Genomic DNA, 23,961 nt, shown 5'->3' on the forward strand with positions numbered 1-23,961 from the left:
ACCGACTTTGCCGGGGCCCTTGCGCTAGGCGCAAGGAAGGGGGCCTTCATGTACTTGGGAAGGGTTGGGAAGGGGGCCTTCACGCGCCGCTGCCGTGGCTGGTGAGGCTGTCGGGGCTGGGCGCGCTGGTCGTGCCGCACCGTGAAAGTACGTCAGTCGTCCTCGTCGGCGCTCTTCCGGCGCCGCGTCTCGGTGCGGGCCGCGAGGGCGTTGCGGTGCTTGACCAGCTGCGAGACGAGCGAAGCGGCGTCGCGCAGGGCCTCCCGTGTGTCGAGTTCGTAGTCGTAGTCCGACGACTGATAGCGCGCCCACGCCAGTTCGGTGTCGGTGCCGACGGCGGTCGTCCGCAGCCACGCCACCGTGGTGCCGATCATCGAATCGAGCTGGGTCAGCCGCGTGTGCAGCCCGCCGGGCCCGCTTTCGTCCGGTGCCTCGGCGAATCGGCTGGGTTCGTCGACGGCTTCACCCAGCCGCTCCCGTGCGATCTCGCGGGTGATCTCTTCGGCCTCGCGGGGCAGTTCCGCGGCGAGTTCCCATCGGCCGTCCACGAAACGCTCGACCAGGACGATCGCGGAGTACCCGTGCAGTGTCGTGGTGCGGTGCACGACCGTGCCGTACGCCAGGTGGAAGGCCATGCGCGCAGGCTACTCAAGCGGGAGGCCGTTCCCTCTCCGGCGGGAGGGCGGCGCGGGCGAAGGACGGAAGGCTCGGCCTCGACCGGGAAACACCTGGTACTGGAGGGGAAAGTCATGAACATCAAGGCCAAGATCGCCGCGGTCGCCGTACTCGCCGTCGCGGCGGGAACGCTGGGGGCGACGCAGGCGACGGCGGCGTCCGGTTCGGCTGTCGTGGGGTCGGCGGGCGGACCGCTGACGTTCCCCGGTTACGACAACGACCCGGTGCGGTTCGACTTCGCGGCGTTCGGCGAGCCCGGCAAGTCGTCGGGCCGGTTCCACGTGAATCACGTGACCAAGGACGGGAAGCTCGTCGCCGACTTCGACGGCCGGGTCGACTGCGTCTCGCGTGCGGGGCGGCTCGCCATCCTGACCGGCGTGATCGAACGCGCCGACATCCCCGGGCTCCCGGTGAACGTCATCGGCCGCCGGGTCGGCTTCTCGGTGCAGGACGAGCCGCGCGGCCACGACAGCATCGGCTGGAGCTGGGCGTACGGCTCGATCGAACAGGACGTCCTGCCGTGCACCGGCCCGGTCCCGTTCTTCAAGACCAGCACCGGCGGTTACGTCGTCCGCTGAATCGGCTTGACCCTCACGCCACGGGAGGGTTCAGCCTGGTTCGCATGATCGAGACCGTGTACCGGGACGACGACGGGGAGCACGTCGGCTATGTCGCTCCTTCGTCAAACGACCGTTGGCAGGCACTGACCGTTTTCGGCTACCCGCTCGGCGGGCCCGCCGCCTTCGACGACTCCGTCGCGTTGCTGGAGGCCGAAGGTCTCGCCGTCCTCGCTGACCGGTGGTCGGTCAAACACGGCGACGACTGGTTCACCTGCCGTCTGGTCGAGACCTCGCCCGAAGCGGTCGTCGTCCAGATCAACGACTTCGGCGCCGAGGATTTCGGCAGGCACATCAGGCTGGAGCGTCCTGGACCTGAGGTGCTGAAGCGCGCTTAGTGGTGCGCGCGTCGGGGGCACCGTCGAGGAAGCCACCCACCGGGTCGTCGTCTCCGGCGAGGCGGACCAGGTCCTTGCGTGGTTGATAGATCTCGCGGATCACCAAGGCACACAGGCCGAGCACCGCGAGGTCGCGGAGCACGACGGTGCCGAGGAACCAGTCCTCGGGCAGGCCTTTGTTGTCGACGCCGAGGTAGTACATCATCCGCGGCGCCCAGACCAGCGCGTCGATGATCATCCAGCCGAGCAGCAGCCGCCAGCGTGGGATCGCGAGCACCGCCAGCGGCACCAGCCACAGGGAGTACTGCGGGCTCCACACCTTGTTGGTCAGCAGGAACGCGGCCACCACGAGGAAGGCCAGCTGCCCGAGCCGGGGACGGCGTGGCGCGTTCAGCGTGATGTACCCGATGCCGGCGCAAGCGGCGAGGAACAGCGCCGCGACGACGACGTTCAGCACGACCGGCGTCTCGCCGGCGGTCAGCTTCCCGTCGAAACCGGTCCAGCCCGACAGATGGGAGATCACGTTGTAGAGCGAGTCCGGATCCATCGGGCGCACGGTGTTGAGCCGGAAGAACTCCCACCAGCCGGTCGGCGCGGCGAGCGCGAACGGGACGTTGACCACCACGAACGTCGCCACGGCGAGTCCGGCGGCGAGCGCCCACTGTTTGAGCTTCCCCGCACGCAGGCACAGGAAGAACAGCGGGATGAGCAGCAGCAGCGGATACAGCTTCGCCGCCGCGCCGAGGCCGAGCAGGAGGCCAGCGACCTCGGGCCGTCGTCGTGCCAAGGCGAGCAACGCGGTCGCGGTGAACGCGGTGGCGATCGCGTCGAAGTTCGTGAAGGTGTGCACCAGCACCAGCGGCGAGATCGCCACCAGTACCGCGTCCCACGGACGGCGTTTCAGTGATCGGCTGGTCGCCCACACCGTCACCAGCCAGGCCAGCGCGAGCCAGAGCGCGGAGAGGTTGAAGTAGACGGCGACCGGGAGCGCGCCGGGCAGCCAGCCCGATCCCGCCGCCGAAAGCCAGGCTTCGGCGAGCTTCGCGTTGATCCACTGGAACAACCCGGTGGCGACCGGGTACTCCATGTACCGCGTCGTCTCCTTCGCCGTTCCGGCGTTCTCGGTCCACGAAGTCACATACGGGAAGGTGTCCGGGTCGTTCAGCCGCTCGGAGCTGTAGAGCGGGATGATGTCCGAGTAGCACATCGCGACGAACGGGCGGTTCGCCCGCCAGTCGAGCTGGCTCATCCCGGAGTCGTCGGTGTACTGCTGGATGCAGGACGCCTTGCCGAACCACGAGAGCAGCAGCGCGAGGCAGGCCAGCAGCAGCCCGACACGCTGTGGTGACCAGAACCAGTGCCGCCCGACGGCGGCGTGCTCGCCGAGCGGCCCGCCGATCGGACGGCTGGCCGCGGTCACGAGTGGTTCGTTCCAGCTCGGGATGACCCGTTCACCCGGGGTGAGGGACAGCGGGGCCTCGCGCTCCGGCGAAGTCGTCTGGTCGGACACGTGGCGGATGTTAGCGCCTACCGGGGTGACTCCCCGGTGATTTCGCCGCCGCCGTAGAAACCGGCCAGCACTTCGGCCGCCGCCCCGAACGCGACGACGTCGTCGCCCATCTCGTCGAGATCGACCTGAATCCGTTGCCACTGCGGCAAAGGCAGCAGTTCCCGCAGCCGCGCGGTGACCGTGTCGCGGTAGATTTCCGGCGCCGCGCGGACCGACCGGCCGGTGAGCACGACGCGTTCGAGGTCGAGGACCTGGACGAGGTCGGCGAGCCCGATCGCGAGCAGCCCGGCCGCCTCTTCGGTGGTCTTCGCCGCGTTGTGCAGCACCTCGACGCAGCCCCGGCGCCCGCACGCGCAGCGCGGTCCGTCGTAAGCGAGCGTGGTGTGCCCGAACTCGCCGGCGTTGGTCCGCGGGCCGCGGTACAGCCTGCCGTCGATCAGCAGGCCGACGCCGATGCCGGTGCCGACGAGCACGACGGCGGTCGCGGTCGCCTCACCGTCGGGCCAATGCTGGGCGAAGGCGGCGGCGTTGGTGTTCTTGTCGAGCCGCACGGACAGTCCGGTGCGCTCCGCGAGCAGGTCGCGCAGGGGGACGTCGTGCCAGCCCGGCATGTTCGTGGCGTCCCGGACGACGCCTTCGCGGTGGTCGAGCGGGCCGACGGTGCCGACGCCGAGGCCGAGGACACGCTCACGGTCGACGCCGTCGAGCAGCGCTTCGGTCGCGTCGGCGAGTGCGGAAACGGCCTGGTCCGGCGTGAATCCCGGCAGCAGGACCCCGCTCCGCGCCGCGATGATCTTCCCGGTCAGATCGGTACTGACCACTCGGAAGGAGTCCCGGTCCAGCTGGGCGCCGAGGGCGTGCCGGGCGTCCGCGCGGACCCGCAGCAGCGTACGTGGTTTGCCGACCCCGGCCGCGGGCTGCCGCTCCTCGTTCAGCAGGCCGGCGTCGAGCAGTTCGGGGACGATCTTCGAAACGGCCTGTTGCGTGAGCCGGGTGCGTTCGGCGAGTTCGACGCGGCTGAGCCCGCCCGCGCGCAGGATATGCGCGAGCAGCAGCGCCCGGTTGTGCTGGCGCAGGCCACGCAGATTGACCCCGGTCTCCGGCATAGCGGGCATCCTGCCACGGCTGGCCGATTAAGCAACACTGTTGTTTAATGAAGCTCATGGCTGACTTGCGAGTGGGGCTCTTCGGATACGGCGTCGGCGGGCGGGTCTTCCACGCGCCACTGATCAGCGCGACGCCGGGGCTGACCATGGCCGCGATCGTGACGTCGAACCCCGAGCGGGTCGAGCAGGCACGCGCCGGCTACCCGGACGCCGAGGTGCTGCCGGACGCGGATGCGTTGTTCGCGAAGGCGGACGACCTGGACCTGGTCGTGGTCAGCACGCCGAACCGCACCCACGTCCCGCTCGCGCTCCGGGCGATCGACGCGGGTCTGCCCGTCGTCGTCGACAAGCCCTTCGCGCCGACGGCGGCCGAAGCGGCGAAGGTCGTCGAGGCCGCGAAGGCCAAGGGGGTCGGACTGACGGTCTTCCAGAACCGCCGCTTCGACTCGGATTTCCTCACCGTCCGGAAGCTCATCGACGCCGGACGTCTCGGCGACGTCTTCCGCTTCGAGTCGCGCTACGACCGCTGGGTGCCGAAGCCGAAGGACAACTGGCGTGAATTCGGTGACCCCGCCGAGGCGGGCGGGCTGCTCTACGACCTCGGCGCGCATATCGTCGACCAGGCACTGCAACTGTTCGGCCCGGTCGCGGAGGTCTACGCGGAGATCGACAAGCGCCGTCCCGGTGTCTCCGTCGACGACGATGTCTTCGTCGCACTGCGGCACACCAACGGCGTGCGCTCGCAGCTGTGGGCGTCGGCGCTCGCGGGGACCCGGAACCCGCGCTTCCGCGTGCTCGGCGACAAGGCGACGTTCACGAAGTACGGCCTCGACGTCCAGGAGCCGCAGATCAAGGACGGGAGGCGGCCCGGCGAACCCGGCTGGGGCGTGGAACCGGAGTCGGACGCCGGCAAACTCGGGGTGAACGACGACGTCGAAATCGTGCCCACCGAGGTCGGCCGCTATGAGGACTTCTACGCGCGGGTGCGGGACGCGCTGCTCGGCAAGGGCGATTTCCCCGTCGATCCCGCTTCGGCGATCGAAACGCTCCGGGTCATCGAGGCCGCTCACCTTTCCGGCGCAGAACACCGCGTCGTCACCCTTTAGCAGCGAAAGGGCCCTTCACCTTGTGTGGTGAAGGGCCCATCGCTCAACCGTTGCCGCCTCTGCCGCCCCCGCGGCCGGGACCATTGCCGTTCCCGTTTCCGTTCTCTTCCTCGTTGTTCCCACTGGACGTCGGAGGAGTGTGCGAGCTGGGCGGCTGCTCCTCCTCGTTCCGCGAGGACGGACCGCTCGACGGGCCGCTCGGCGGCGTGCCGGTCTCGTTCGTGTCCTCGTTGTCTTCCGGCGGGGTCTGCGTCGACGGGATGGTGCTGGTGTCGTCCCCGCCGATCATCTTGACCTTGTCGAAGCGCTCCCCCGGTTTGCCGGTCAGGTACAGGGAGAGGAACTTCTGCCAGATTGGCCCGGCGATCGTCGAACCGAAGATCGGCTTGCCGTTCTTGCCCTTCAGTGCCTTGTCACCGTCGCCGCCAACCCACACCGCGGCCGAGATCGACGGCGTGTAGCCGACCATCCAGGTCTGCGAGTTGGCGTCCTTCGCCCACGCGGGTTCGCCGCCGCGGTAGGTGTGCTGCTGGGTCCCGGTCTTGCCGGCGCACTCATGTCCGTTGGGGCACTTGAGCTTCGAGAACGGGACGACACCCTTGAGCGCCTCGGTGACGTTGCCGGCGATCTGCTTGCTCTTTCCGGAATCGTCGGAGAACGCGGGGTTCGCCTCTTCCGGAGCCGAGTACGCGGTCTCGTCCTGCGAGTTGGTCACCTTGACGACGAAGTGCTTGTCACGACGCTGGCCGTCGCCCGCGAAGGTCGCGTACGCGGCGGCCATGTCCTCCGGGCTGATGACCGTCTGGCCACCGCCGAGCGAGATGTTGTTGTCGCCGGTGAACAGTTCCGCGGTGCCGTCGGGAGCGGGTTTGACGCCCGCTTCCTTGGCGGCCTGTGCCACCGGGCCCTGTTTGGTGACGGAGTAGACCATGTCGTAGAACACGGTGTTCGCCGAACGCTGCATTGCCTCGGACACCGTGCACTGCTGCGAACAAGTACTGCCAGGGCCCGCGTTGCGGATCTTCCGGCCGCCGATCTCGCGGTTGTTGGAGCCGTCGAACGTGGAGTTGAGGCCCTTGCCCAGCTTCAGGTACGCCGTGAGGTCGAACGGTTTCATCGACGAACCGGGGTTCTGCGGCGTGTTCGCCCAGTCCCGGCCCTTGAGCTCCTGGCCGTTCGGGCCCTTCACGATGGACGGGCCACCGTAATACGCCTTCACCCCACCGGTTTTCGGATCGACGGCGACGAGCGCGTTGAGCATGTTCTCGTCGTTCTGGCCCTTCATCCCGTCGGCGATCGCCTGCTCGGCCGCGGCCTGCGCCTTCGGGTCGATCGTGGTGTGGACCTTGTAGCCGCGGGTGTAGTAGATGTCGCCGGTGATGCCGTTCGCGGCGAGTTCTTCCTTGACCTTGTCGCGGATGAACGGGTTCACCACGCCGGCCTGCTGCTTGTCGGCCTGCTCGATCGGGGTCGGGAACTGCAGGTTGGCGCGGTCCGCGGCGGAGAGGAACTTGTTCTCCACCATACGGTTCAGCGCCACCGTCCAGCGTTCCGTCGCGACCTTCGGGTTCTCCGAGCGGCCCGGCTGCTGGATGAGGCCCGCGAGCAGCGCCGCCTCGCTCGCGTTCAGCTCACCGGCCGGCTTGCCGAAGAACGCCTGCGCGGCCGATTCGATGCCGTACGCGCCGCGGCCGAAGTAGATGATGTTCAGGTACGCCGAGATGATGTCCTTCTTCTCGTACGTCTGATTCATCTTGAAGGATTTGGCGAGCTCGGTCCATTTACGGCTGAGCGACGATTCGTCGTCCCCGCTGGCGACCTTGATGTACTGCTGGGAGATGGTCGAACCACCGCCCTTGCCCGCGGTCACCTGGTTGTAGACCGCGCGAAGGATGCCGCCGACGTCGAAGCCGGAGTTCGTCTCGAACGAGGCGTCTTCGGTGGCGATGACGGCCTTCTTGACGATGTCCGGGATCTGCTCCGGCGTCAGGATGTGCCGGTTCCCGCCCTTGGGCACGTCCTTGCCCATCTCGGTGTTGTCGGCGTAGTAGTAGGTCACCGCCTGGCCCTGCGTGGCCGCGACGGCCTGCGGCGAGGGGACGTCGACGGCGAAGTAGGTGATCACGAACGCGATCCCCGGGATCACCACGAACAGGCAGAACAAGGCGAGCAGCACCCGCCGGACGCGTCTCCATTTGCGTTTCTTGCGTTGCGCGGCGGTGAGGATCGGCTTTCCGTCCTCGCCGGTCTCCTGGACGTACTGCTGATCGTCATACGGCTCGTCGTACCGCTGCTCCGTGCCGTTGTGCTCGTGGTGCGTGATGAGGTCCGGCTCCTGCTGCGGCGCGACCCGCGGCCGCTGGGGACGCGGGTGCTGCGGCGGAGGTTGCTGCGGCGACTGCTGCCGTTGCCACGGTGCTTGCCCGGGGCCCTGCGGCCCTTGGCCCGGCCGCTGCCCGTACCCCGGAGGCGGTCCGCCTGCCGGACGGCGGGGTGGTCCGGCCGGGCGTTGCGGACGACGTGCGGGGTCAGGGTCCTGACCTGGCCATCCGCCGTGGGGATCGTCGTTCACTGTGACGTCCTCCGAACCTTTCCTGGTGAGCGCGGTCCTGCGGTCGCAGGTCTCCTTCTATATAAGACGTATCGGATCTGTTCCGGTTCACCGGGTGCAACGAAAAGAAGGTGTGCCGGGCCTGTGCCCGGCACACCTTCTTCAGTCATTTCGCCTGGTCAGCCCGTGTCCCCGGTGTTCGGGAACAGGGGATCGGAAGTCCCCGGCCCTGGTCTGGTCGGCTTAGTGGACTTGGGCGGTTTCGTAGGCCATCCGCTGGGTTCCGTCGGTTCGGTCGGCTCAGTCGGGATGGTCGGCGTCGGAATCGTCGTCGGCGCCTCGCTCGTCGGCGGCGGCTCGGGTGCCTTCGACGGCGTCGTCGTCACCACCGTCCGCGCGTCCTTGCCGATCGCCTTGACGTTGTCGAACTTCTCCGACGGCTTGCCGGTCATGTACCGGGACATGAAGTCTTCCCAGATCGGACCGGCGATCGTCTTACCGTAGATCGGCTTGCCGCCCTTGTCGTGCAGCGGCTTGTTGCCGTCGCCGCCGACCCAGACCGCGGTCGAGATGGCCGGCGTGTAGCCCACCATCCAGGTCTGGGCGTTGCGTTCGTGGTAGCTCACCGGGTCGGTGTCCTTGAAGTCGTACTGCTGCGTTCCGGTCTTGCCGGCACAGTCGTGACCCGACGGGCACTTCATCTTCGAGTACGGGATGACTTTTTCGAGCGCGTCAGTGACGTTGCCGGCGATCTGCTTGCTCTTGTCGGCGTCGCTGTTGAACGCGGGCGTGCCCTTGGGAGCGGTCTCGTCGATCTCGACCTCGTCCTGGGCGTTGGTCATCTTGGCGACGAAGTGCTGCTTCTGCCGGACGCCTTCACCGGCGAAGGTGGCGAATCCGGCCGCCATGTCCTCCGCCGTGGTGACCGTGCCACCACCGCCGAGGGCGATGTTGATGTCGGGGCTCAGCTTCGCCTTGCCGCCCTTGTCCACCGTCATGACGCCGGCTTCCCGCGCGGCGTCCGCCACCGGGTCGACCTTCGTGACGTTTCGCACCATGTCGTAGAACACGGTGTTCGCGGAGATCTCCGTCGCCTTCGCGACCGTGCAGACCGGGCCGCAACTAGAGCTCTCACCCGCGTTGCGGACCGTGCGGCCGTCGAACTTCCGGTAGTTGGTCCCGTCGAACGTCTCGCCGAGGCCCTTGCCCATCTTCAGGAACGCGGCCAGGTCGAAGGCCTTGAACGACGAACCCGGGTTGTGCGGGATATCCGCCCAGTCGTTCGCCGGGACCTTCTGTCCCTTGTCGTTCTCGGTCCAGTCCGGACCACCCCAGTAGGCGACCACACCGCCGGTCTTGGGATCGACGGCGACCAGCGCGTTGAGGAGGCTCTCGTCGGTCTGGCCCTTCATCCCCTCCGCGACGGACTCCTCGGCCATCTTCTGCGCCTTGGGGTCGATCGTCGTGGTGATCTTGAAACCACCCTGGTGCAGCTGGTTCTGGTCATAACCGCGGGCCTCGAGTTCGTCGATCACGCGGTTGCGGATGTGCAGGCTCAGCGTCCCGGCGTCGTCGGCCTTGGCCTGCGCCTTCGGGATCGGCGTCGGGTACTGCGCGGCGGTGCGATCGGCCGGGTTCAGCCAGTTGTTGGACACCATCTGATCCATCACGAAGTTCCAGCGCTTCTGCGCGTAGGGCTCGTTTTCGGATCGGCTCGGGCCCTGGATCAGGCCGGCGAGCAGCGAGGCTTCGGACGCACTGAGCTCCTTGGCGGGCTTCTTGAAGTAGGCCTGCGCGGCCGCCTCGATGCCGTTCGCACCGCGTCCGAAGTAAATGGTGTTGAGGTACGCGGTGATGATCTCCTCTTTGGACATCTGGTTGTTCATCTTGAAGGATTTGGCCAGCTCGGTCCATTTACGCGTGAGCGTCGGTGCCTCGTTGGCGGTGGCCTTCTTGATGTACTGCTGGGAGATCGTCGAACCGCCGCCCTGGCCGCCGGTGACGTTGTTGTAGACCGCGCGCAGGATGCCGCCGATGTCGAAACCGGAGTTGGTCTCGAACGACGAGTCTTCGGCGGCGTACACGGCGTGCTTGACCACGTCCGGGATGTCGCCCGGTCGCAGGATGACCCGGCTGCCGCCCTCGCCGGGCGCGATCTTGCCCATCGGGCTGCCGTCGGAGTACATCAGCGTGATCGGCTGGCTCTGCAGGCTCGCGACGCTTTCCTGGGACGGGACGTCCACCACGAAGTAGGTGATGACGAACGCGATCGCCGGCACCACGACGAACAGGCCGAACATCGCGTAGAGCACCCGGCGGATGATCTTCCACCGGCGCTTCTTGCGCTGCTTCGGCGTCAGTTCCTTTTTCTTCTTGTCGCCGTCTTCGCCCTCGGGTGGTTCGTCGTCGTACTGATCGTCACCCTCCGCGGCGAACGCGGCGTCTTCGTGACGATCGTCATAGCGGTCGTCGTACGGGTCGTGGCCGGACCGGTGCTCGGTGCCGTTGTGCGCGTGGTGCGTGATGAGGTCCGGCTCACGCTCGTACGGATCCGGCTCGACCGGGCGGACCAGCGCGGTCGCCTCGTCGGCAGGCGGACGGCGTCCCTGCTGGGAACGCTGACCACCTGGTCCGCCAGGTCCGGCGGGGCGGCCACCGGGTGGCGGGGGTCCCTGCCTGCGCGGGGGCATGCCGTTGGACCGGCGCGGCGCCGCGGGACGGCGGGGCGCGTCGTCGTCGGACGGCCATTCCGGACCGCCTGAGGGCGCGGCACTTTCACCACCCGGCCATTGTGGGTCCGCGGGGCGTGGAGCGGCGGCACGGGGCGCGCCGCCGGGGGGCGTCCGGCGCTGGGGGCGGCGCGGGGGTTCCTCGCCCGGCCAGCCGGGTCCGTCCTCTTCACCCGGCCATGGGGCACGGCGAGGTGCATCAGGCTCCTGACCTGGCCAGGAGCGGTTGCGATCGTCGTTCACGAAGGGGCCTCCCAGACCGGCGCTTCGGGGCACGCCGCCCTGTGCTCAACTGCGTTTTCGATACCTGTCACTGACCCGCTGTCCTCCGTGGCCGGGTCCGTGGCCGGGTGTTTCCCGGATCCCCGGTACCGAGGACGTAGGACCGCACCAGGTGGTTCCAGTGGCAACTTCGGCAGACCTCGACGTCATAGACGGTGAACTCCGCGAAGTGCCCGTCCATCCGTACCAGCTCGTCCGGTGTCTTCGCCGATCCGGCGACGTGCTTGAGCTCCTCGCCGTAGACCCAGGAGACCAGGGTCAGTTTTTCCCGGTGACAGACCGGGCAGTCCTGCTCACCTGGTCGTCCGTGGAATTTGGCGGCCCGCAGGAGGTACGGGCCCGCGTCGCAGACGTCGTATGTGCCGACCCGTCCGGCGTGGACGCCCTTGAGCAGCGCGCGCCGCTGTAAGGCGTAGTCCACTACCTGCCGCTGGTTTCGCACGCCAACAGAGTACGGGCTCTTGCTGTGTGGTCCACGCCCCGTTCTTGACGCGACGGTGCGTGCGCATCCGGACACGCCGACGATTCGACAACTATCCGATGAATTTCGTCCGGTTCCGGCTACTCGATCGGGGTTAGCTGCACCACTCCGATGTATCGGCGCGATATAGTTGGCCGGTAGGTTGACCGAGCCGGTCTCGTTGGCCAACGCGATCGGTCGCGGTTTGTTCCCGGAAGGGGGGCGGTGTGCTCGAGCTCGCGATCTTGGGGCTGCTGCACGAGACCCCCATGCACGGTTACGTGCTGCGCAAACGTTTGCACGAGACGCTCGGGATGTTCCGGACGTTCTCGTACGGCTCGCTGTACCCGACGCTGCGTCGGCTGCTTCGGTCCGGTCACCTCGTCGAGGAGCTCGAAGAGGTGGAAGACCGGGCATGGGCACGCCGGGGCAAGCGCGTGTACAAGCTCACTGCCGAGGGCAAGGAGCGATTCGCCGAACTACTCGGCGACGCCGGCCCGCAGACGTGGGACGACGAAGGCTTCGGCGTCCACCTGGCGTTCTTCTCGAGGACACCGGCCGACGTCAGGATGCGCATCCTGGAGGGCCGCCGTCGTCGGGTCGAGGAACGCCGTGAAGGACTTCGGACGGCGATGGCGCGGGCCGAGGAGAAGATCGACCGCTATACCCGTGAGCTGCACCGGCTCGGGCTGGAGTCCAGTGAGCGGGAGGTGCGCTGGCTCAACGAGCTGATCGCGCACGAACAGGCCGAGCAGCGCGGCCCGGAGACCTGAGGCGCTCTCCGTGCCCGCTGAGCACTACCTACAACTGTTGGACGAATGAAGGAGAAACCGGCATGGGCGAGAACCGCCGCGTTCGGGTGGCCATCGTGGGCGTCGGCAACTGCGCGGCCTCGCTGGTCCAGGGCGTTCAGTACTACCGCGACGCGGATTCCAGCACCCGCGTGCCCGGTTTGATGCACGTGGAGTTCGGCGAATACCACGTCCGCGACATCGAGTTCGTCGCCGCGTTCGACGTGGACGCCAAGAAGGTCAGCCGCGACCTGTCCGAGGCGATCTTCGCCAGCGAGAACAACACGATCAAGATCGCCGACGTACCGCCGCTGGGTGTCACCGTGCAGCGCGGTCACACCTACGACGGACTCGGCCGCTTCTACCGCGAGACCATCGAAGAGTCCGACGAGACCCCGGTCGACGTCGTCGCGGCGCTGCGTGAGGCCGAGGTCGACGTGCTCGTCTCCTACCTGCCGGTGGGCTCCGAAGACGCCGACAAGTTCTACGCGCAGGCGTGCATCGACGCCGGTGTGGCGTTCGTCAACGCGCTCCCGGTGTTCATCGCCTCCGACCCCGAGTGGGCCGAGAAGTTCCGCGCGGCGGGCGTGCCGATCGTCGGCGACGACATCAAGTCCCAGGTCGGCGCCACCATCACGCACCGCGTGCTGGCGAAGCTGTTCGAAGACCGCGGTGTCCAGCTCGACCGGACCATGCAGCTCAACGTGGGCGGGAACATGGACTTCCTGAACATGAAGGAGCTCGAGCGCCTCGAGTCGAAGAAGATCTCGAAGACCCAGTCGGTCACTTCGCAGGTCGACCGCGAACTCGGCAAGGGCAACGTCCACATCGGACCGTCGGACTACGTGCAGTGGCTCGACGACCGCAAGTGGGCCTACGTCCGGCTCGAGGGCCGCGCCTTCGGCGACGTGCCGCTGAACCTGGAGTACAAGCTCGAGGTGTGGGACTCGCCGAACTCGGCGGGCATCATCATCGACGCCGTGCGCGCCGCGAAGATCGCGAAGGACCGCGGCATCGGCGGCCCGATCCTGTCGGCTTCTTCCTACTTCATGAAGTCGCCGCCGGAGCAGTACGACGACGCCAAGGCTCGCGACGAGGTCGAAAAGTTCATCCGCGGCGAGGCGTGATCTTTTAGCCCTCGGCCAAGTGTCATGAAAGGGTCATTCCTGACGAAATTCGTCAGGAATGACCCTTTCATGACGTTCCGGGGCGGGATCAGTCCTTCAGCAGCGCCGCAGGCAGATCCGTGATCTTCGAGATCACCGTCGTCTGCGCCAAAACCGCCGGATCCGGCGGGAAATGCGGATTCGGCACCGCGTACACCGTCATCCCCGCCGCCAGCGCGGCGCGAAGCCCGTTCGTCGTGTCCTCCACGGCCGCGCAGTTCTTCGGCTCCGCGCCCAGCAGTTCGGCCGCCCGCAAGTACACGTCGGGTGCGGGTTTTCCCGCGCCGACCTGCTCCGAAGACACCGCCGTCGGCACCGGCAGCCGCGTGATGTCCAGGAAAGCCTTGATCAGCAGCGGCGGTGACGAACTCGCGATCGCCACCGGCCAGTGCTTCGCGACCTCGCGCACGACGTCCGGTCCGCCGGGGATGATCGGCGGCTTCTGCGCGTAGCGCCGCGCCATCCGGTCGACCACCACCTGCGCGACGTCCGCCGGCCGGAGCCGCACGCCGAGGTCGTGTGCCAGGTAGGCCGCCCATTCCGGGGTGCTCATCCCCTGCATCGCCCGGGTCGACTCGGCACGCCAGGTGCCGTGGAACTCGTGGACGACCGCCCGCCGGACCTCGTCCCACATCGTTTCCGAATCCACCAGGACACCGTCGAGATCGAAGATCACCGCTTCCACACCCTCAACCCTAGGCCGAGGCGACTTGTGCGGCAGATTACTTAGCCATGCTCAGTACTTTTAGTTAGCATGGCTAAGTGACCACGAAAGCCGTCGATCTCGCGCATCGGCTCCGCCCGCTGGTCTTCCGGCTGTACTACCTCGTGCGCCGGGAGACCCCGCAGGTGCAGCTCACCCTCACCCAGGGATCGGTGCTGTCGGAGCTGCTCAACGGCGGTCCCCGCCGGATGAGCGCGCTCGCCGAACTGGAGCGGGTCCGGATGCCGACGATGACCGACGTCATCCGCCGTCTGGAACGGCTTGGCCTGGTCAGCCGCGGGAAGGACCCCGCGGACGGCCGGGCCGTACTCGTCGAGGTCACCGAAGTGGGGCAGCGCTTCCACCGGCGGCTGATCGTCGCCAGGGAGGAGTTCCTCCGCGAACGCCTCATCGAACTGGACGACGCCGACCGCGCCGCCATCGAGGCCGCGCTACCCGCACTCACCAAGCTGCTGCGGCAGGAAATTCAGGAAGACAAGAAGGAGGAACTGATCCGCGATGAGCGCTGAGCACCACTCGAGCCTGTTGGACGCACTGAAGGGACAGCCAAAACAGGTATGGATCACCGCGTTCGCCGCGGTCATCGCGTTCATGGGCATCGGGCTGGTCGACCCGATCCTGCTGTCGATCGCCGAGGGCCTGCACGCGACGCCGTCCGAAGTGACGCTGCTGTTCTCCAGTTATCTCGGCGTCCAAGCGGTCGCCATGCTGGTGACCGGCGCGATGAGTGCCCGGTTCGGGGCCAAGCGGACCGTGGTCGTCGGGCTGACACTGGTCGTCGTCGCCACCGCGCTGTGCGCCGCGTCCGGGTCGATCGAGCAGCTCATCGGGCTGCGCGCGATCTGGGGCCTCGGCAACGCCTTCTTCATCGCCACCGCGCTTTCGGTCATCGTCGGCGCCGCGACCGGCGGCCAGGCGGGCGCGATCCTGCTCTACGAAGCCGCGCTCGGGGTCGGCCTCGCGATCGGCCCGCTGCTCGGCGCCCTGCTGGGCAGCATCTCGTGGCGCGGCCCGTTCCTCGGCACTTCGCTGCTGATGCTGTGCGGCCTGGTGCTGTGCTCGATCTTCCTGACCGGCGACGCCAAGGCGAAGCGGCCGAAGATCCGCCTGCTCGACCCGTTCCGCGCGCTGAAACACGGCGGGCTGTTGCGCACGTCGATCGGTTCCGCGCTCTACACCGCCGCGTTCTTCGTGGTGCTGGCCTGGTCGCCGTTCGTGCTGGAGTGGAGTGCCGTCGCCGTCGGCCTGATCTTCTGCGGCTGGGGCCTTTCGGTCGCCGTCGCGGGCGTGGTGCTGGCGCCGAAGCTCGCCGCGAAACTCGGTGAGCGGCACGCGACCGTGGTCGCCGTCTTCGGTTACGCCGTCCTGCTGCTGATCATGGCGATCCCGAGCAAGCCGGTGCTGGTGGTCGGCATCATTCTGTCGGGGCTGGTCTCCGGTCTGCTCAACACGCTCTTCACCGGGACGGCCATGTCGATCAGCGACGCCCCGCGTCCGGTCGCGAGTGCCGGGTACAACTTCTGCCGTTGGCTCGGCGGCGCGATCGCCGCGACCGTCGTCGGCCACCTGGCCGAGTGGTTCGGCGTCAAGCAGGCGCCGTTCGTGATCGCCGCGATCCTGTGCGTTCTCGCCGGTGCGCTGCTGACGATTCGCGAGAAGACCGCGGACCCGCACACGATTCCGGCCGAAGCGGTCCTTGTCGGCGAAGAGATGTAATCCGTACAAAAGGTGAACGCCGGACCAACGGGGGGTTTCCTCCCGCTGGTCCGGTGTCTAGCGTCGGACCTCCCGAACTGCAGATACGGAGGTCCGCGTGAAGTTCCTTCCCTTGCTGGCCGGCCACTCACCAAGCCGGGCGTCAGTGACCTGTACCTATCGCTGTGGTGACGCGTGCTTCCACGACGCGCCGAACACCTCGGACAATCCCACCTTCGCCGACGTGCTCGGCGTGGTGAGCCGCCGCGGCGCGCTGAAGGCGAGTGCCGTCGTCGCGCTGGCCGCCGGGACGCCACTCGCCCTCGCCGCGCCCGCTTCCGCCGCCCCCGAAGGTCGTCCGAAGCCGCCACCGGGCACCGACTACGAACGAGTGAAGCCGAATACGCTTGACGCCGTCGTCGTGCCCGAGGGTTACGAGCAGGGCATCGTGATCCGCTGGGGTGACGCGGTGCTGCCCGGCGCGCCGGAGTTCGACTTCGGCAACCAGACCGCCGCCGCACAGGCCAAGCAGTTCGGCTACAACTGCGACTTCGCCGCGCTGCTGCCACTCGACCACTGGGGACTCTCTTCGCTGCTGGTCACGAACCACGAGTACACCTCGGAAGAGTTCATGTTCCGCGGGTACGACCGGAACAACCCGACGGCGGAGCAGGTCAAGATCGCCTGGGCGGCCCACGGGCTGACCGTCGTCCAAGTGACCCGCGAGCGGAACACCGGGCACCTGCGGCCGAAGATGTCGCGCTACAACCGGCGGATCACCCTGCACACGCCGTTCAAGGTGACCGGCCCGGCGGCGGGCAGCGAGCTGCTCAAAACCGCCGCCGATCCCACCGGCACGGTGGTGCTGGGCACGATGAACAACTGTTCCGGCGGCGTCACGCCGTGGGGCACGATCCTGTCCGGCGAGGAGAACATCAACCAGTATTTCGGGAACGCGGACACGGTGACCGATCCCGTGGCACGCAAACGGCTCGCGCGCTACGGCGTCAACGGCACCGCGACCACCCGGAAATGGGAGCGGTTCGACGCGCGCTGGGACATCGCCAGGGAACCGAACGAGGCCAACCGCTTCGGCTGGGTGATCGAGCTCGACCCGAACGATCCGGACAGCACCCCGGTCAAGCACACGCATCTCGGCCGGTTCAAGCACGAGACGGCGAACATCCGGATCGCCGGAGACGGCCGTGTGGTCGCCTACTCCGGTGACGACGAGCGCTTCGAGTACATCTACAAGTACATCTCGAAGGGCCGGGTGAAGCCCGGCGACAGCGGCCATGCCCGGCGGCACAACATGACCCTGCTCGACGACGGCACGCTCTACGTCGGCCGGTTCACCGGCGACAGCCCGGCAGCCGAGATCGACGGCACCGGGAAACTGCCCAGTGACGGCGAATTCGACGGCAGTGGCGAGTGGATCCCGCTGGCGTCGGGCAAGAAGTCCTTTGTGGACGGAATGACCGCCGAGGAGGTGTACGTGTTCACCCGCGAGGCGGCCGACCGGGTGGGCGCCACCAAGATGGACCGCCCGGAGGACATCCAGGCCCATCCGCGTACCGGCCGGATCTATTGCGCGCTGAGCAACAACGTCGATCGCGGCAAACCCGGCAAGGAGGGCGCCACCGAGCCCAATCCCCGGCTGAACAACAAACACGGTCAGGTGCTGGAGTTCGAGGAGCACCGCGGGGACGCGCTCGCGCTGAAGTTCAGCTGGCGGTTGTTCCTGGTGTGCGGCGACCCGGCCTCGCCGGATACCTACTTCGCCGGGTTCCCCAAGGAGCAGGTCTCGCCGATCTCCAGCCCGGACAACGTGGCCTTCGACAAGCACGGCAACCTGTGGATCTCCACCGACTCGGCCGGCGCGCTGGGTATCAACGACGGCCTGTATTCGGTGCCGCTGGAGGGCCGCAACCGCGGCGAGCTGAAGTTGTTCCTCACCGTTCCCCGGGGTGCGGAGACCTGTGGCCCGATCGTCGAAGAGAAGATCGTCACGGTCTGTGTTCAGCATCCGGGTGAAGTGGACGGGGCGAATGCCGACAAACCGGCCTCTCATTGGCCGGACGGCGGCGGAAGTCAGCCACGGCCCTCGGTGGTGGCCGTGTGGAAACCCAGCAGGCACGGCTTGGCCGACATTGGTTCGTAGTCGGTAAACAGCGTTCTAGCTGTACCTTTCGTCGATGGCGCGCGGCCGATCCGGCAGCGCGCCATCGTTCGTTCGCGTGCTGTTCATCTGCTGGTGGGTACTGGATCGTTTTGGTCGCTTACCGTCACGGCGTTCCCCTGACTGGATTACGTGAACCCACCGCGACCATGGAGGCCTTGTGTCCTTCGAGCCTCAGCGGCTCCTGCCGTTGATCACCTCCCATCCCGGTGGCCGCTCCGCGGTCACCTGTGAGTACCGCTGCGGCAACGCTTGCGCCCACCCCGAGCCCAACACCTCGGACAACGAGTACTTCGGCGACATGGTCAAGAACGTGCTGTCCCGGCGTGGTGCGCTGAAGGCCAGTGCCGTGCTGGCCGCCGCGGCCGGTGGTTTCGCCGCGCTTTCCGGCACGGCGGCCGCCGCCGAGCCCGCCGACGTCGCCGGTGCGGGCAACGGCAAGCCGGGCCGCCCCGGACGTCCGGTCCCCGGCACCGACTTCGAAGCGGTGCCGCCGAACAAGATCGACGCGGTCACCATCCCCGATGGCTACGACCAGCGCGTCGTCATCCGCTGGGGTGACGCCGTCGAATCCGGCGCCCCGAAGTTCGACTTCGCCAAGCAGACCGCGGCCGCGCAGGCCAAGCAGTTCGGCTACAACAACGACTTCGTCGGCCTGATCCCGCAGGATCCGCTGGGCATCCGCAACCTGCTGGTGGTGAACCACGAGTACACCACCGAGGTCCACATGTTCCCGGCCGACCAGTACGACCCGGCCAACCCGACCGAGGAACAGGCCAAGATCGCGTGGGCCGCGCACGGTCTTTCGGTCGTCCAGACCTTCCGCGACCCGATCGGCGGCGCGTTGCGCGCGGTGCCGAGCCCGTTCAACCGCCGCATCACGCTGAACACCACCTTCGAGGTGCGTGGCCCGGCCGCCGGTTCGAAGTTCCTCAAGACGTCCGCGGATCCGAGCGGCCGCAAGGTCTTCGGTACCCAGAACAACTGCGCCGGCGGCGTGACCCCTTGGGGCACGGTGCTTTCCGGTGAGGAGAACGTCAACCAGTACTTCGCCAACGCGGCGAGCGTCACCGACCCGGTCGCGGCCGCGCGGCTCAAGCGCTACGGCTTCTCCGGTGCCGCCACCACCCGCAAATGGGAGCGGTTCGACAAGCGGTGGGACCTCGCGCAGGAGCCGAACGAGGCCAACCGGTTCGGCTGGGTCGTCGAGATCGACCCGAACGACCCGAACTCGACGCCGATCAAGCACACCGCGCTCGGCCGGTTCAAACACGAGGCCGCGAACATCAAGATCACCAAGGACGGCCGTGTCGCCGTCTACTCGGGTGACGACGAGCGCTTCGAGTACATCTACAAGTTCGTCTCCAAGGGCAAGTACAAGCCGGGTAAGAGCGCGTACGCGCGGCGCCACAACTCCGCGCTGCTCGACGACGGCACCCTGTACGTCGCCCGCTTCACCGGCGACAGCCCCGGCGAGATCGACGGCACCGGGAAGCTCCCCAAGGACGGCGAATTCGACGGCGTCGGCGAGTGGATCCCGCTGGTTTCCGGCGATAAGTCCTTTGTGGACGGTTTCACCGCCGAAGAGGTCTACGTGTTCACACGCCAGGCCGCGGACAAGGTCCAGCCGACCAAAATGGACCGTCCCGAAGACATCGAGCCCAACCCGGTCAACGGCCGGATCTACGCCGCGCTGACGAACAACAGTGACCGGGGCGCGGCGGGCAAGGCAGGTGTCGACGAGCCGAACCCGCGCGTCAACAACCGCAACGGGCACGTCCTCGAATGGGAAGAGGACCGCGGTGACTCGGCGGCCACGAAGTTCTCGTGGCGGCTGCTGCTGGTCTGCGGTGACCCGAAGGTGGCGGACACCTACTTCGGCGGATTCCCCAAGGAGCAGGTCAGCCCGATCTCCTGCCCGGACAACGTCGCGTTCGACCGGCACGGCAACCTGTGGATCTCCACCGACGGCAACGTGCTCGGCGCCAACGACGGGCTGTTCTCGGTGCCGGTCGACGGTCCGGAACGCGGGCACGTCAAGCAGTTCCTCTCGGTGCCGGTCGGCGCGGAGACCTGCGGTCCGGTGGTGACCGACCACCTCGTGCTCGTCGCCGTGCAGCACCCTGGTGAGAACGCGGCCGGCTCCGCGAACCCGACGTCGCACTGGCCGGACGGTGGCACGGCACAGCCGCGGCCGTCGATCGTGTCGGTGTGGAAGAAGGGCCGCTGGGGCCAGGTCGGCCGCATCGGCATCAAGTAAGGAGCAGGGCGCCGCCGCCGTGGGAAGACGGCGGCGGCGCCCGATCACTCTCGGTTCTCCCCTGATCGGGGCGATCGTCGACACGGTTCAGCGATTACGGAACGCCCATCGGATAACTAGCTTCAGCCCGGTGAAAAGGGCACTGGTCTTGATGACGGCAGGCGCGCTGGCACTGACCGCGGGGATCGTTCCCGCGCTGGCGCAGGCACCGGCCGTCCCGTCGTTCGCGGTGAAGGCGGAGGTGCGGGATCCGGCGAGCGGCGCCTGGGGAGCCACGGCGACGCTGGGGGCGGGCACCACCGCGAACTACCGGTTCACGGTGACCAACGACGGCACCGCACCCCTGACCGACATCAAGGTCAACGACCCGTACTGCGACGTGAAGCCCGCGCCGATCGCGACCCTCGACGGCGGCAAGTCCGCCACACCCACCTGCGACCACGCGAACGTCACCGAAGCCGACAACGACCACGTCAGCACCGTGACCGTCGCCAGTGGCACGCTGCCGAAGAAGACCGCGACGACGACCATCAAGGTCACCCCGGCACCCGCGATCGACGAGATCGGCGAGTTCGTCTGGCACGACGTCGACCGGAACGGCCTGCAGGACGCGGGCGAGGCAGGCATCGCCGGCGTGAAGGTGACGCTGAAGGACGCCTCGGGCATCACGCTGGGCACGCTCACCACGGACGCCGGTGGCAAGTACCGCTTCAGCAAGCTGAAGGACGGCATTTACCAGGTCTGTTTCGACATCAGCGCGGTTCCGTCCTACGGCTATACGGCGAAGGACGCGGGCGACGACGCGAAGGATTCGGACGCCGATCCGGCGACCGGCTGCACCGCGACCACCACGGTCGGCCCTCGCAAGCGCCTGGACCTGACCCTCGCGGCAGGCCTGGTCGAGCCCAAGAGCAAGCTGGGCGATTTCGTCTGGCTGGACAGGGACAAGGACGGCCTCCAGCGCCGCGACGAGATCGGTGTCCCGGACGTGAAAGTCACCTTGAAGGACGCTTCGGGCACGGCGGTGGGTTCGACCGTGACCGGCCCGGACGGCCGGTACGCCTTCGACCAGCGCTGGGGCTCGTATCAGGTCTGTTTCGACGCCGGCGCGCGTCAGCTGACCCGGTCCGGCGCCGCGCGGTACAACGGCACGGATTCGGCGGCGGACCCGGCGACCGGGTGCACGCCGGTGACCAAACTGGGGGCGCCGGAGGATCTGACCAGGGACGCCGGGCTGATCGAGCCGTAATTGTCGGTGGGTGGCGCTAGCGTCGCCCACCGTGACCACTCATCTCGATGCCACCCGCGAGTCCTACGACACCGTCGCCGAGGACTACGCGACGCGGATCGGTTCGCTCTTCGCCCAGGAGCCGATCAGCCGCTCGATGCTGGCCGCGTTCGCGGAGCTGACGAGCGGCCCCGTCGTCGACGTCGGCTGCGGGCCGGGGCACGTCACCGCACACCTGGCCGCACTCGGGCTGTCGGTCTCGGGTGTCGACTTGTCGCCCAAGATGGTCGAAATCGCCCGTCGTCAGCATCCTGACCTGCGGTTCGACGTCGGCTCGATGACCGCACTCGACCTCCCGGACGGTGAACTGGGCGGTCTCGTCGCCTGGTGGTCGATCTTCCACCTGCCTCCGGCCGAACTTCCGGCGGTGTTCGCGGAGTTCCGCCGGACCCTCGTGTCCGGCGGGCAGCTGCTGATCGGGTTCCACGTCGGTGACGAGCGCCTCAGCCCGGAGCGGGCGTACGGCCACCCTGTCTCCTACGACGCCTACTTGTTGCGGCCCGACGTGGTGGCGGGCCTGCTCGGCAAGGCGGGCTTCGAGGTCAAGGCGCGGCTGACCATGGAAGGGAGGAAGCGACCACAATCCTGCTTGCTCGCCAAGGCGGTTTGACGCGCGGGCCGCGGACCTGATCTCCTGCGCACGCAACCGAATCGGGCGGGGCCATGGCGCAAACGAGTACGACCACGGGTGAGAACACGCACGCGTGGCCTTCGCGTACCTGGTTCCGGCGCCCGTCCACCTGGACGTGGTTTGGCTTCGGCCTGGTGCTGGTGGTCTACGCCGACCTCGCCTGGCGCCGCCGCTGGATGAGCGACGACGGGCTGATCGTGCTGCGGACGGTCCGGCAGATCCTCGCGGGCAACGGCCCGGTGTTCAACATCGGCGAACGGGTCGAGACCAACACCAGTCCTTTGTGGACGGCGATACTGAGCGTTCTGGGCCTGATCCCCGGAGTGCCGCTGGAATGGATCTCCGTCGTCACCGGGCTGATCTTCTCGGTCGCCGGACTGCTCCTCGGTCTGGACGGTGCCCGGCGGCTCTACCAGCCGCTGGCGTTCCACGGCCTCGCGCCCGCCGGGGCACTGGTGGTGTGCGCGCTGCCGCCGTTCCGCGACTTCGCGACGTCCGGGCTGGAAACCGGCCTGATCACGCTGTGGCTGGGCGGCCTGTGGTGGCTGCTCGTCCGTCACAGGTCCACAATGGACGAACTGCGTACCTGGCCGGTCGCGCTGGTCGCCGGGCTGGGGCCGTTGGTACGGCCGGATCTCGCGCTCTTCGGCGGCGTCGCGTTGCTGGCGTTGCTGGTGCTGTTGCGGCCGGGACGACGTCGTGCGCTGGGACTGTGTGCCGTCGCGGCCGCGCTTCCGTTGGTGTATCAGGTGTTCCGGATGGGCTACTACGGCCTGTTGACGCCGAATACGGCACTGGTCAAGGAGGCGTCGGAGGCGAACTGGGCCCGCGGTGGGGAGTACCTCGCCGACCTCGTCCGGCCGTACTGGCTGTGGCTTCCGCTGCTGGTGCTCGCCGCCGCGTTCGCCGTTCTTGTGTCCACTGTGGACAAGACGTTCGTGGTGCTCGCCACGGTCCCGCTCGTCGGCGCGGTGCTGCTCTCGCTGTACGTGGTGCGGGTCGGTGGGGACTTCATGCACGGACGCATGCTGCTTCCGGCGTTGTTCTGCCTGTTGCTCCCCGTGCTGGCCTTGCCGGTGACGAGGGTGACCACGGTGTTTCTGCTGGTCGTCGGGATCTGGGCGTTCGTGGCCGCCGGATCGCTGCGGCCGTCGTACTCGGCGTCGCCGAAGGCCGTCGGCATCACCGACGAACGGTCGTTCTGGTCGCGTTCGACCGGGCACGAACAGCCGATCCTGGCCGAGGATTACGCCGACTACCCGTCGATGCCCGCGACGCTGGACGCCATCCGCGCCGTCGAAGGCCCCGCCGTGCTGGTCCAGGACTACTCGACCAGGCGCTGGTACGCGTATCCGACGGACCGGCCCTACGTGACCGTCGCCGCCGACAGCATGGGTGCCCTCGGTCTGCTGATCCCGCTCGACATGCGGCTGCGTGACGGCTACGGCCTCGCGAACCCGTTCGCCGCGCATTCGACGTCGCTCCCCAACGGCCGGACCGGGCACCAGAAGTGGCTGCCGCCGGTCTGGGAACTGGCGAATTCCGCGCGGCTCCCGATCAACGCGGGTGGCCCGGTCAAACCCGAGGACGTCGCCGCCGCGCGGCTGGCGCTCAGCTGTCCGGAGATCGTGGCGATCGACGTGTCGGTGCGGGCCCCGCTGACCGCGGGCCGGTTCGCGGACAACCTCATCGGGTCATTCACCCGTGGCTCCGTGCGGTTCCCGCGAGTGGCGTCGGTACCGGTCGCCTGCGGGTGACTAGGGCGTGTCTGACAAATCTCGTTCGTGGTCTTCGCGCCCAGGTGGTTCCTGGCGGCGCGGGCCCTTCGACCGAGTACGTCCAGTACGAGGCCG

General features: G+C 67.9%; 19 protein-coding genes. 12 read left to right on the top strand and 7 right to left on the bottom strand.

Annotated features, from left to right (window positions below; translation table 11 throughout):
- Positions 1–152: 152 nt before the first annotated feature.
- Positions 153–635, bottom strand: coding sequence for a hypothetical protein (locus AB0M65_RS29605; RefSeq protein ID WP_364034632.1), 483 nt, complete (start codon positions 633–635; stop codon positions 153–155).
- A gap of 114 nt (positions 636–749) precedes the next feature.
- Here AB0M65_RS29605 and AB0M65_RS29610 point away from each other — a divergent pair, with 114 nt between their 5' ends.
- Positions 750–1,253, top strand: coding sequence for a hypothetical protein (locus tag AB0M65_RS29610; protein WP_364034635.1), 504 nt, complete (start codon positions 750–752; stop codon positions 1,251–1,253).
- Positions 1,254–1,297: 44 nt separating this feature from the next.
- Entirely contained in the window at positions 1,298–1,630 is a 333-nt protein-coding gene (locus tag AB0M65_RS29615; protein ID WP_364034638.1) for a hypothetical protein, read from the top strand.
- Here AB0M65_RS29615 and AB0M65_RS29620 read toward each other — a convergent pair.
- Both AB0M65_RS29620 and AB0M65_RS29625 read right to left on the bottom strand, forming a co-directional pair.
- On the bottom strand, positions 1,587–3,140 hold the full coding sequence (locus AB0M65_RS29620) for a glycosyltransferase 87 family protein (protein WP_364034641.1): 1,554 nt from the start codon (positions 3,138–3,140) through the stop codon (positions 1,587–1,589). The genes AB0M65_RS29615 and AB0M65_RS29620 overlap by 44 nt on opposite strands.
- A gap of 17 nt (positions 3,141–3,157) precedes the next feature.
- A complete protein-coding gene (locus AB0M65_RS29625; RefSeq protein ID WP_364034644.1) occupies positions 3,158–4,246 on the bottom strand; it encodes an ROK family transcriptional regulator in 1,089 nt (362 codons plus the stop codon).
- 56 nt (positions 4,247–4,302) lie between these two features.
- On the opposite strand from AB0M65_RS29625, the gene AB0M65_RS29630 reads away from it, so the two are divergent.
- Positions 4,303–5,352 (top strand): Gfo/Idh/MocA family oxidoreductase, encoded by a 1,050-nt coding sequence (locus AB0M65_RS29630; protein ID WP_364034647.1) that lies wholly within the window; start codon positions 4,303–4,305, stop codon positions 5,350–5,352.
- Between the two features lie 43 nt (positions 5,353–5,395).
- Here AB0M65_RS29630 and AB0M65_RS29635 read toward each other — a convergent pair whose 3' ends face one another.
- The 3 genes from AB0M65_RS29635 to AB0M65_RS29645 all read right to left on the bottom strand — a co-directional run bounded on the left by AB0M65_RS29635 (position 5,396) and on the right by AB0M65_RS29645 (position 11,356).
- Positions 5,396–7,924, bottom strand: coding sequence for a transglycosylase domain-containing protein (locus AB0M65_RS29635; RefSeq protein WP_364034650.1), 2,529 nt, complete (start codon positions 7,922–7,924; stop codon positions 5,396–5,398).
- A gap of 158 nt (positions 7,925–8,082) precedes the next feature.
- Positions 8,083–10,476, bottom strand: coding sequence for a transglycosylase domain-containing protein (locus AB0M65_RS29640; RefSeq protein ID WP_364034684.1), 2,394 nt, complete (start codon positions 10,474–10,476; stop codon positions 8,083–8,085).
- Positions 10,477–10,942: 466 nt separating this feature from the next.
- Positions 10,943–11,356: a DUF5318 domain-containing protein gene (locus AB0M65_RS29645; RefSeq protein ID WP_364034653.1), complete on the bottom strand. Its 414-nt coding sequence runs from the start codon at positions 11,354–11,356 to the stop codon at positions 10,943–10,945.
- A 245-nt stretch (positions 11,357–11,601) separates the two neighbouring features.
- On the opposite strand from AB0M65_RS29645, the gene AB0M65_RS29650 reads away from it, so the two are divergent.
- On the top strand, positions 11,602–12,147 hold the full coding sequence (locus tag AB0M65_RS29650; RefSeq protein ID WP_364034656.1) for a PadR family transcriptional regulator: 546 nt from the start codon (positions 11,602–11,604) through the stop codon (positions 12,145–12,147).
- Between the two features lie 62 nt (positions 12,148–12,209).
- Complete coding sequence (locus AB0M65_RS29655; protein WP_364034659.1) at positions 12,210–13,292, top strand: inositol-3-phosphate synthase; 1,083 nt, start codon at positions 12,210–12,212, stop codon at positions 13,290–13,292.
- A gap of 88 nt (positions 13,293–13,380) precedes the next feature.
- Here AB0M65_RS29655 and AB0M65_RS29660 read toward each other — a convergent pair whose 3' ends face one another.
- Positions 13,381–14,016, bottom strand: a complete 636-nt coding sequence (locus tag AB0M65_RS29660) for an HAD family phosphatase (protein ID WP_364034662.1) — start codon at positions 14,014–14,016, stop codon at positions 13,381–13,383.
- Positions 14,017–14,093: 77 nt separating this feature from the next.
- Here AB0M65_RS29660 and AB0M65_RS29665 point away from each other — a divergent pair, with 77 nt between their 5' ends.
- The 7 genes from AB0M65_RS29665 to AB0M65_RS29695 all read left to right on the top strand — a co-directional run bounded on the left by AB0M65_RS29665 (position 14,094) and on the right by AB0M65_RS29695 (position 23,865).
- The gene (locus AB0M65_RS29665) at positions 14,094–14,564 is read left to right on the top strand and encodes a MarR family transcriptional regulator (protein WP_364034664.1); all 471 of its coding nucleotides are present in this window, start codon (positions 14,094–14,096) and stop codon (positions 14,562–14,564) included.
- Positions 14,554–15,771, top strand: a complete 1,218-nt coding sequence (locus AB0M65_RS29670; RefSeq protein ID WP_364034667.1) for an MFS transporter — start codon at positions 14,554–14,556, stop codon at positions 15,769–15,771. Before AB0M65_RS29665 ends, AB0M65_RS29670 begins: the two co-directional genes overlap by 11 nt.
- 97 nt (positions 15,772–15,868) lie before the next feature.
- Positions 15,869–17,911: a PhoX family phosphatase gene (locus AB0M65_RS29675; RefSeq protein WP_364034670.1), complete on the top strand. Its 2,043-nt coding sequence runs from the start codon at positions 15,869–15,871 to the stop codon at positions 17,909–17,911.
- A 178-nt stretch (positions 17,912–18,089) separates the two neighbouring features.
- Positions 18,090–20,189, top strand: a complete 2,100-nt coding sequence (locus AB0M65_RS29680; protein WP_364034672.1) for a PhoX family phosphatase — start codon at positions 18,090–18,092, stop codon at positions 20,187–20,189.
- 130 nt (positions 20,190–20,319) lie between these two features.
- Positions 20,320–21,438: an SdrD B-like domain-containing protein gene (locus tag AB0M65_RS29685; protein WP_364034675.1), complete on the top strand. Its 1,119-nt coding sequence runs from the start codon at positions 20,320–20,322 to the stop codon at positions 21,436–21,438.
- 31 nt (positions 21,439–21,469) lie between these two features.
- Positions 21,470–22,087 carry a class I SAM-dependent methyltransferase gene (locus AB0M65_RS29690; protein WP_364034678.1) on the top strand — a complete coding sequence of 206 codons (618 nt, stop codon included), beginning with the start codon at positions 21,470–21,472 and terminating at the stop codon, positions 22,085–22,087.
- A 53-nt stretch (positions 22,088–22,140) separates the two neighbouring features.
- Positions 22,141–23,865, top strand: a complete 1,725-nt coding sequence (locus AB0M65_RS29695) for a hypothetical protein (RefSeq protein WP_364034681.1) — start codon at positions 22,141–22,143, stop codon at positions 23,863–23,865.
- Positions 23,866–23,961 lie beyond the last annotated feature (96 nt).

This window comes from Amycolatopsis sp. NPDC051071 (assembly GCF_040682875.1).
GTDB lineage: Bacteria > Actinomycetota > Actinomycetes > Mycobacteriales > Pseudonocardiaceae > Amycolatopsis.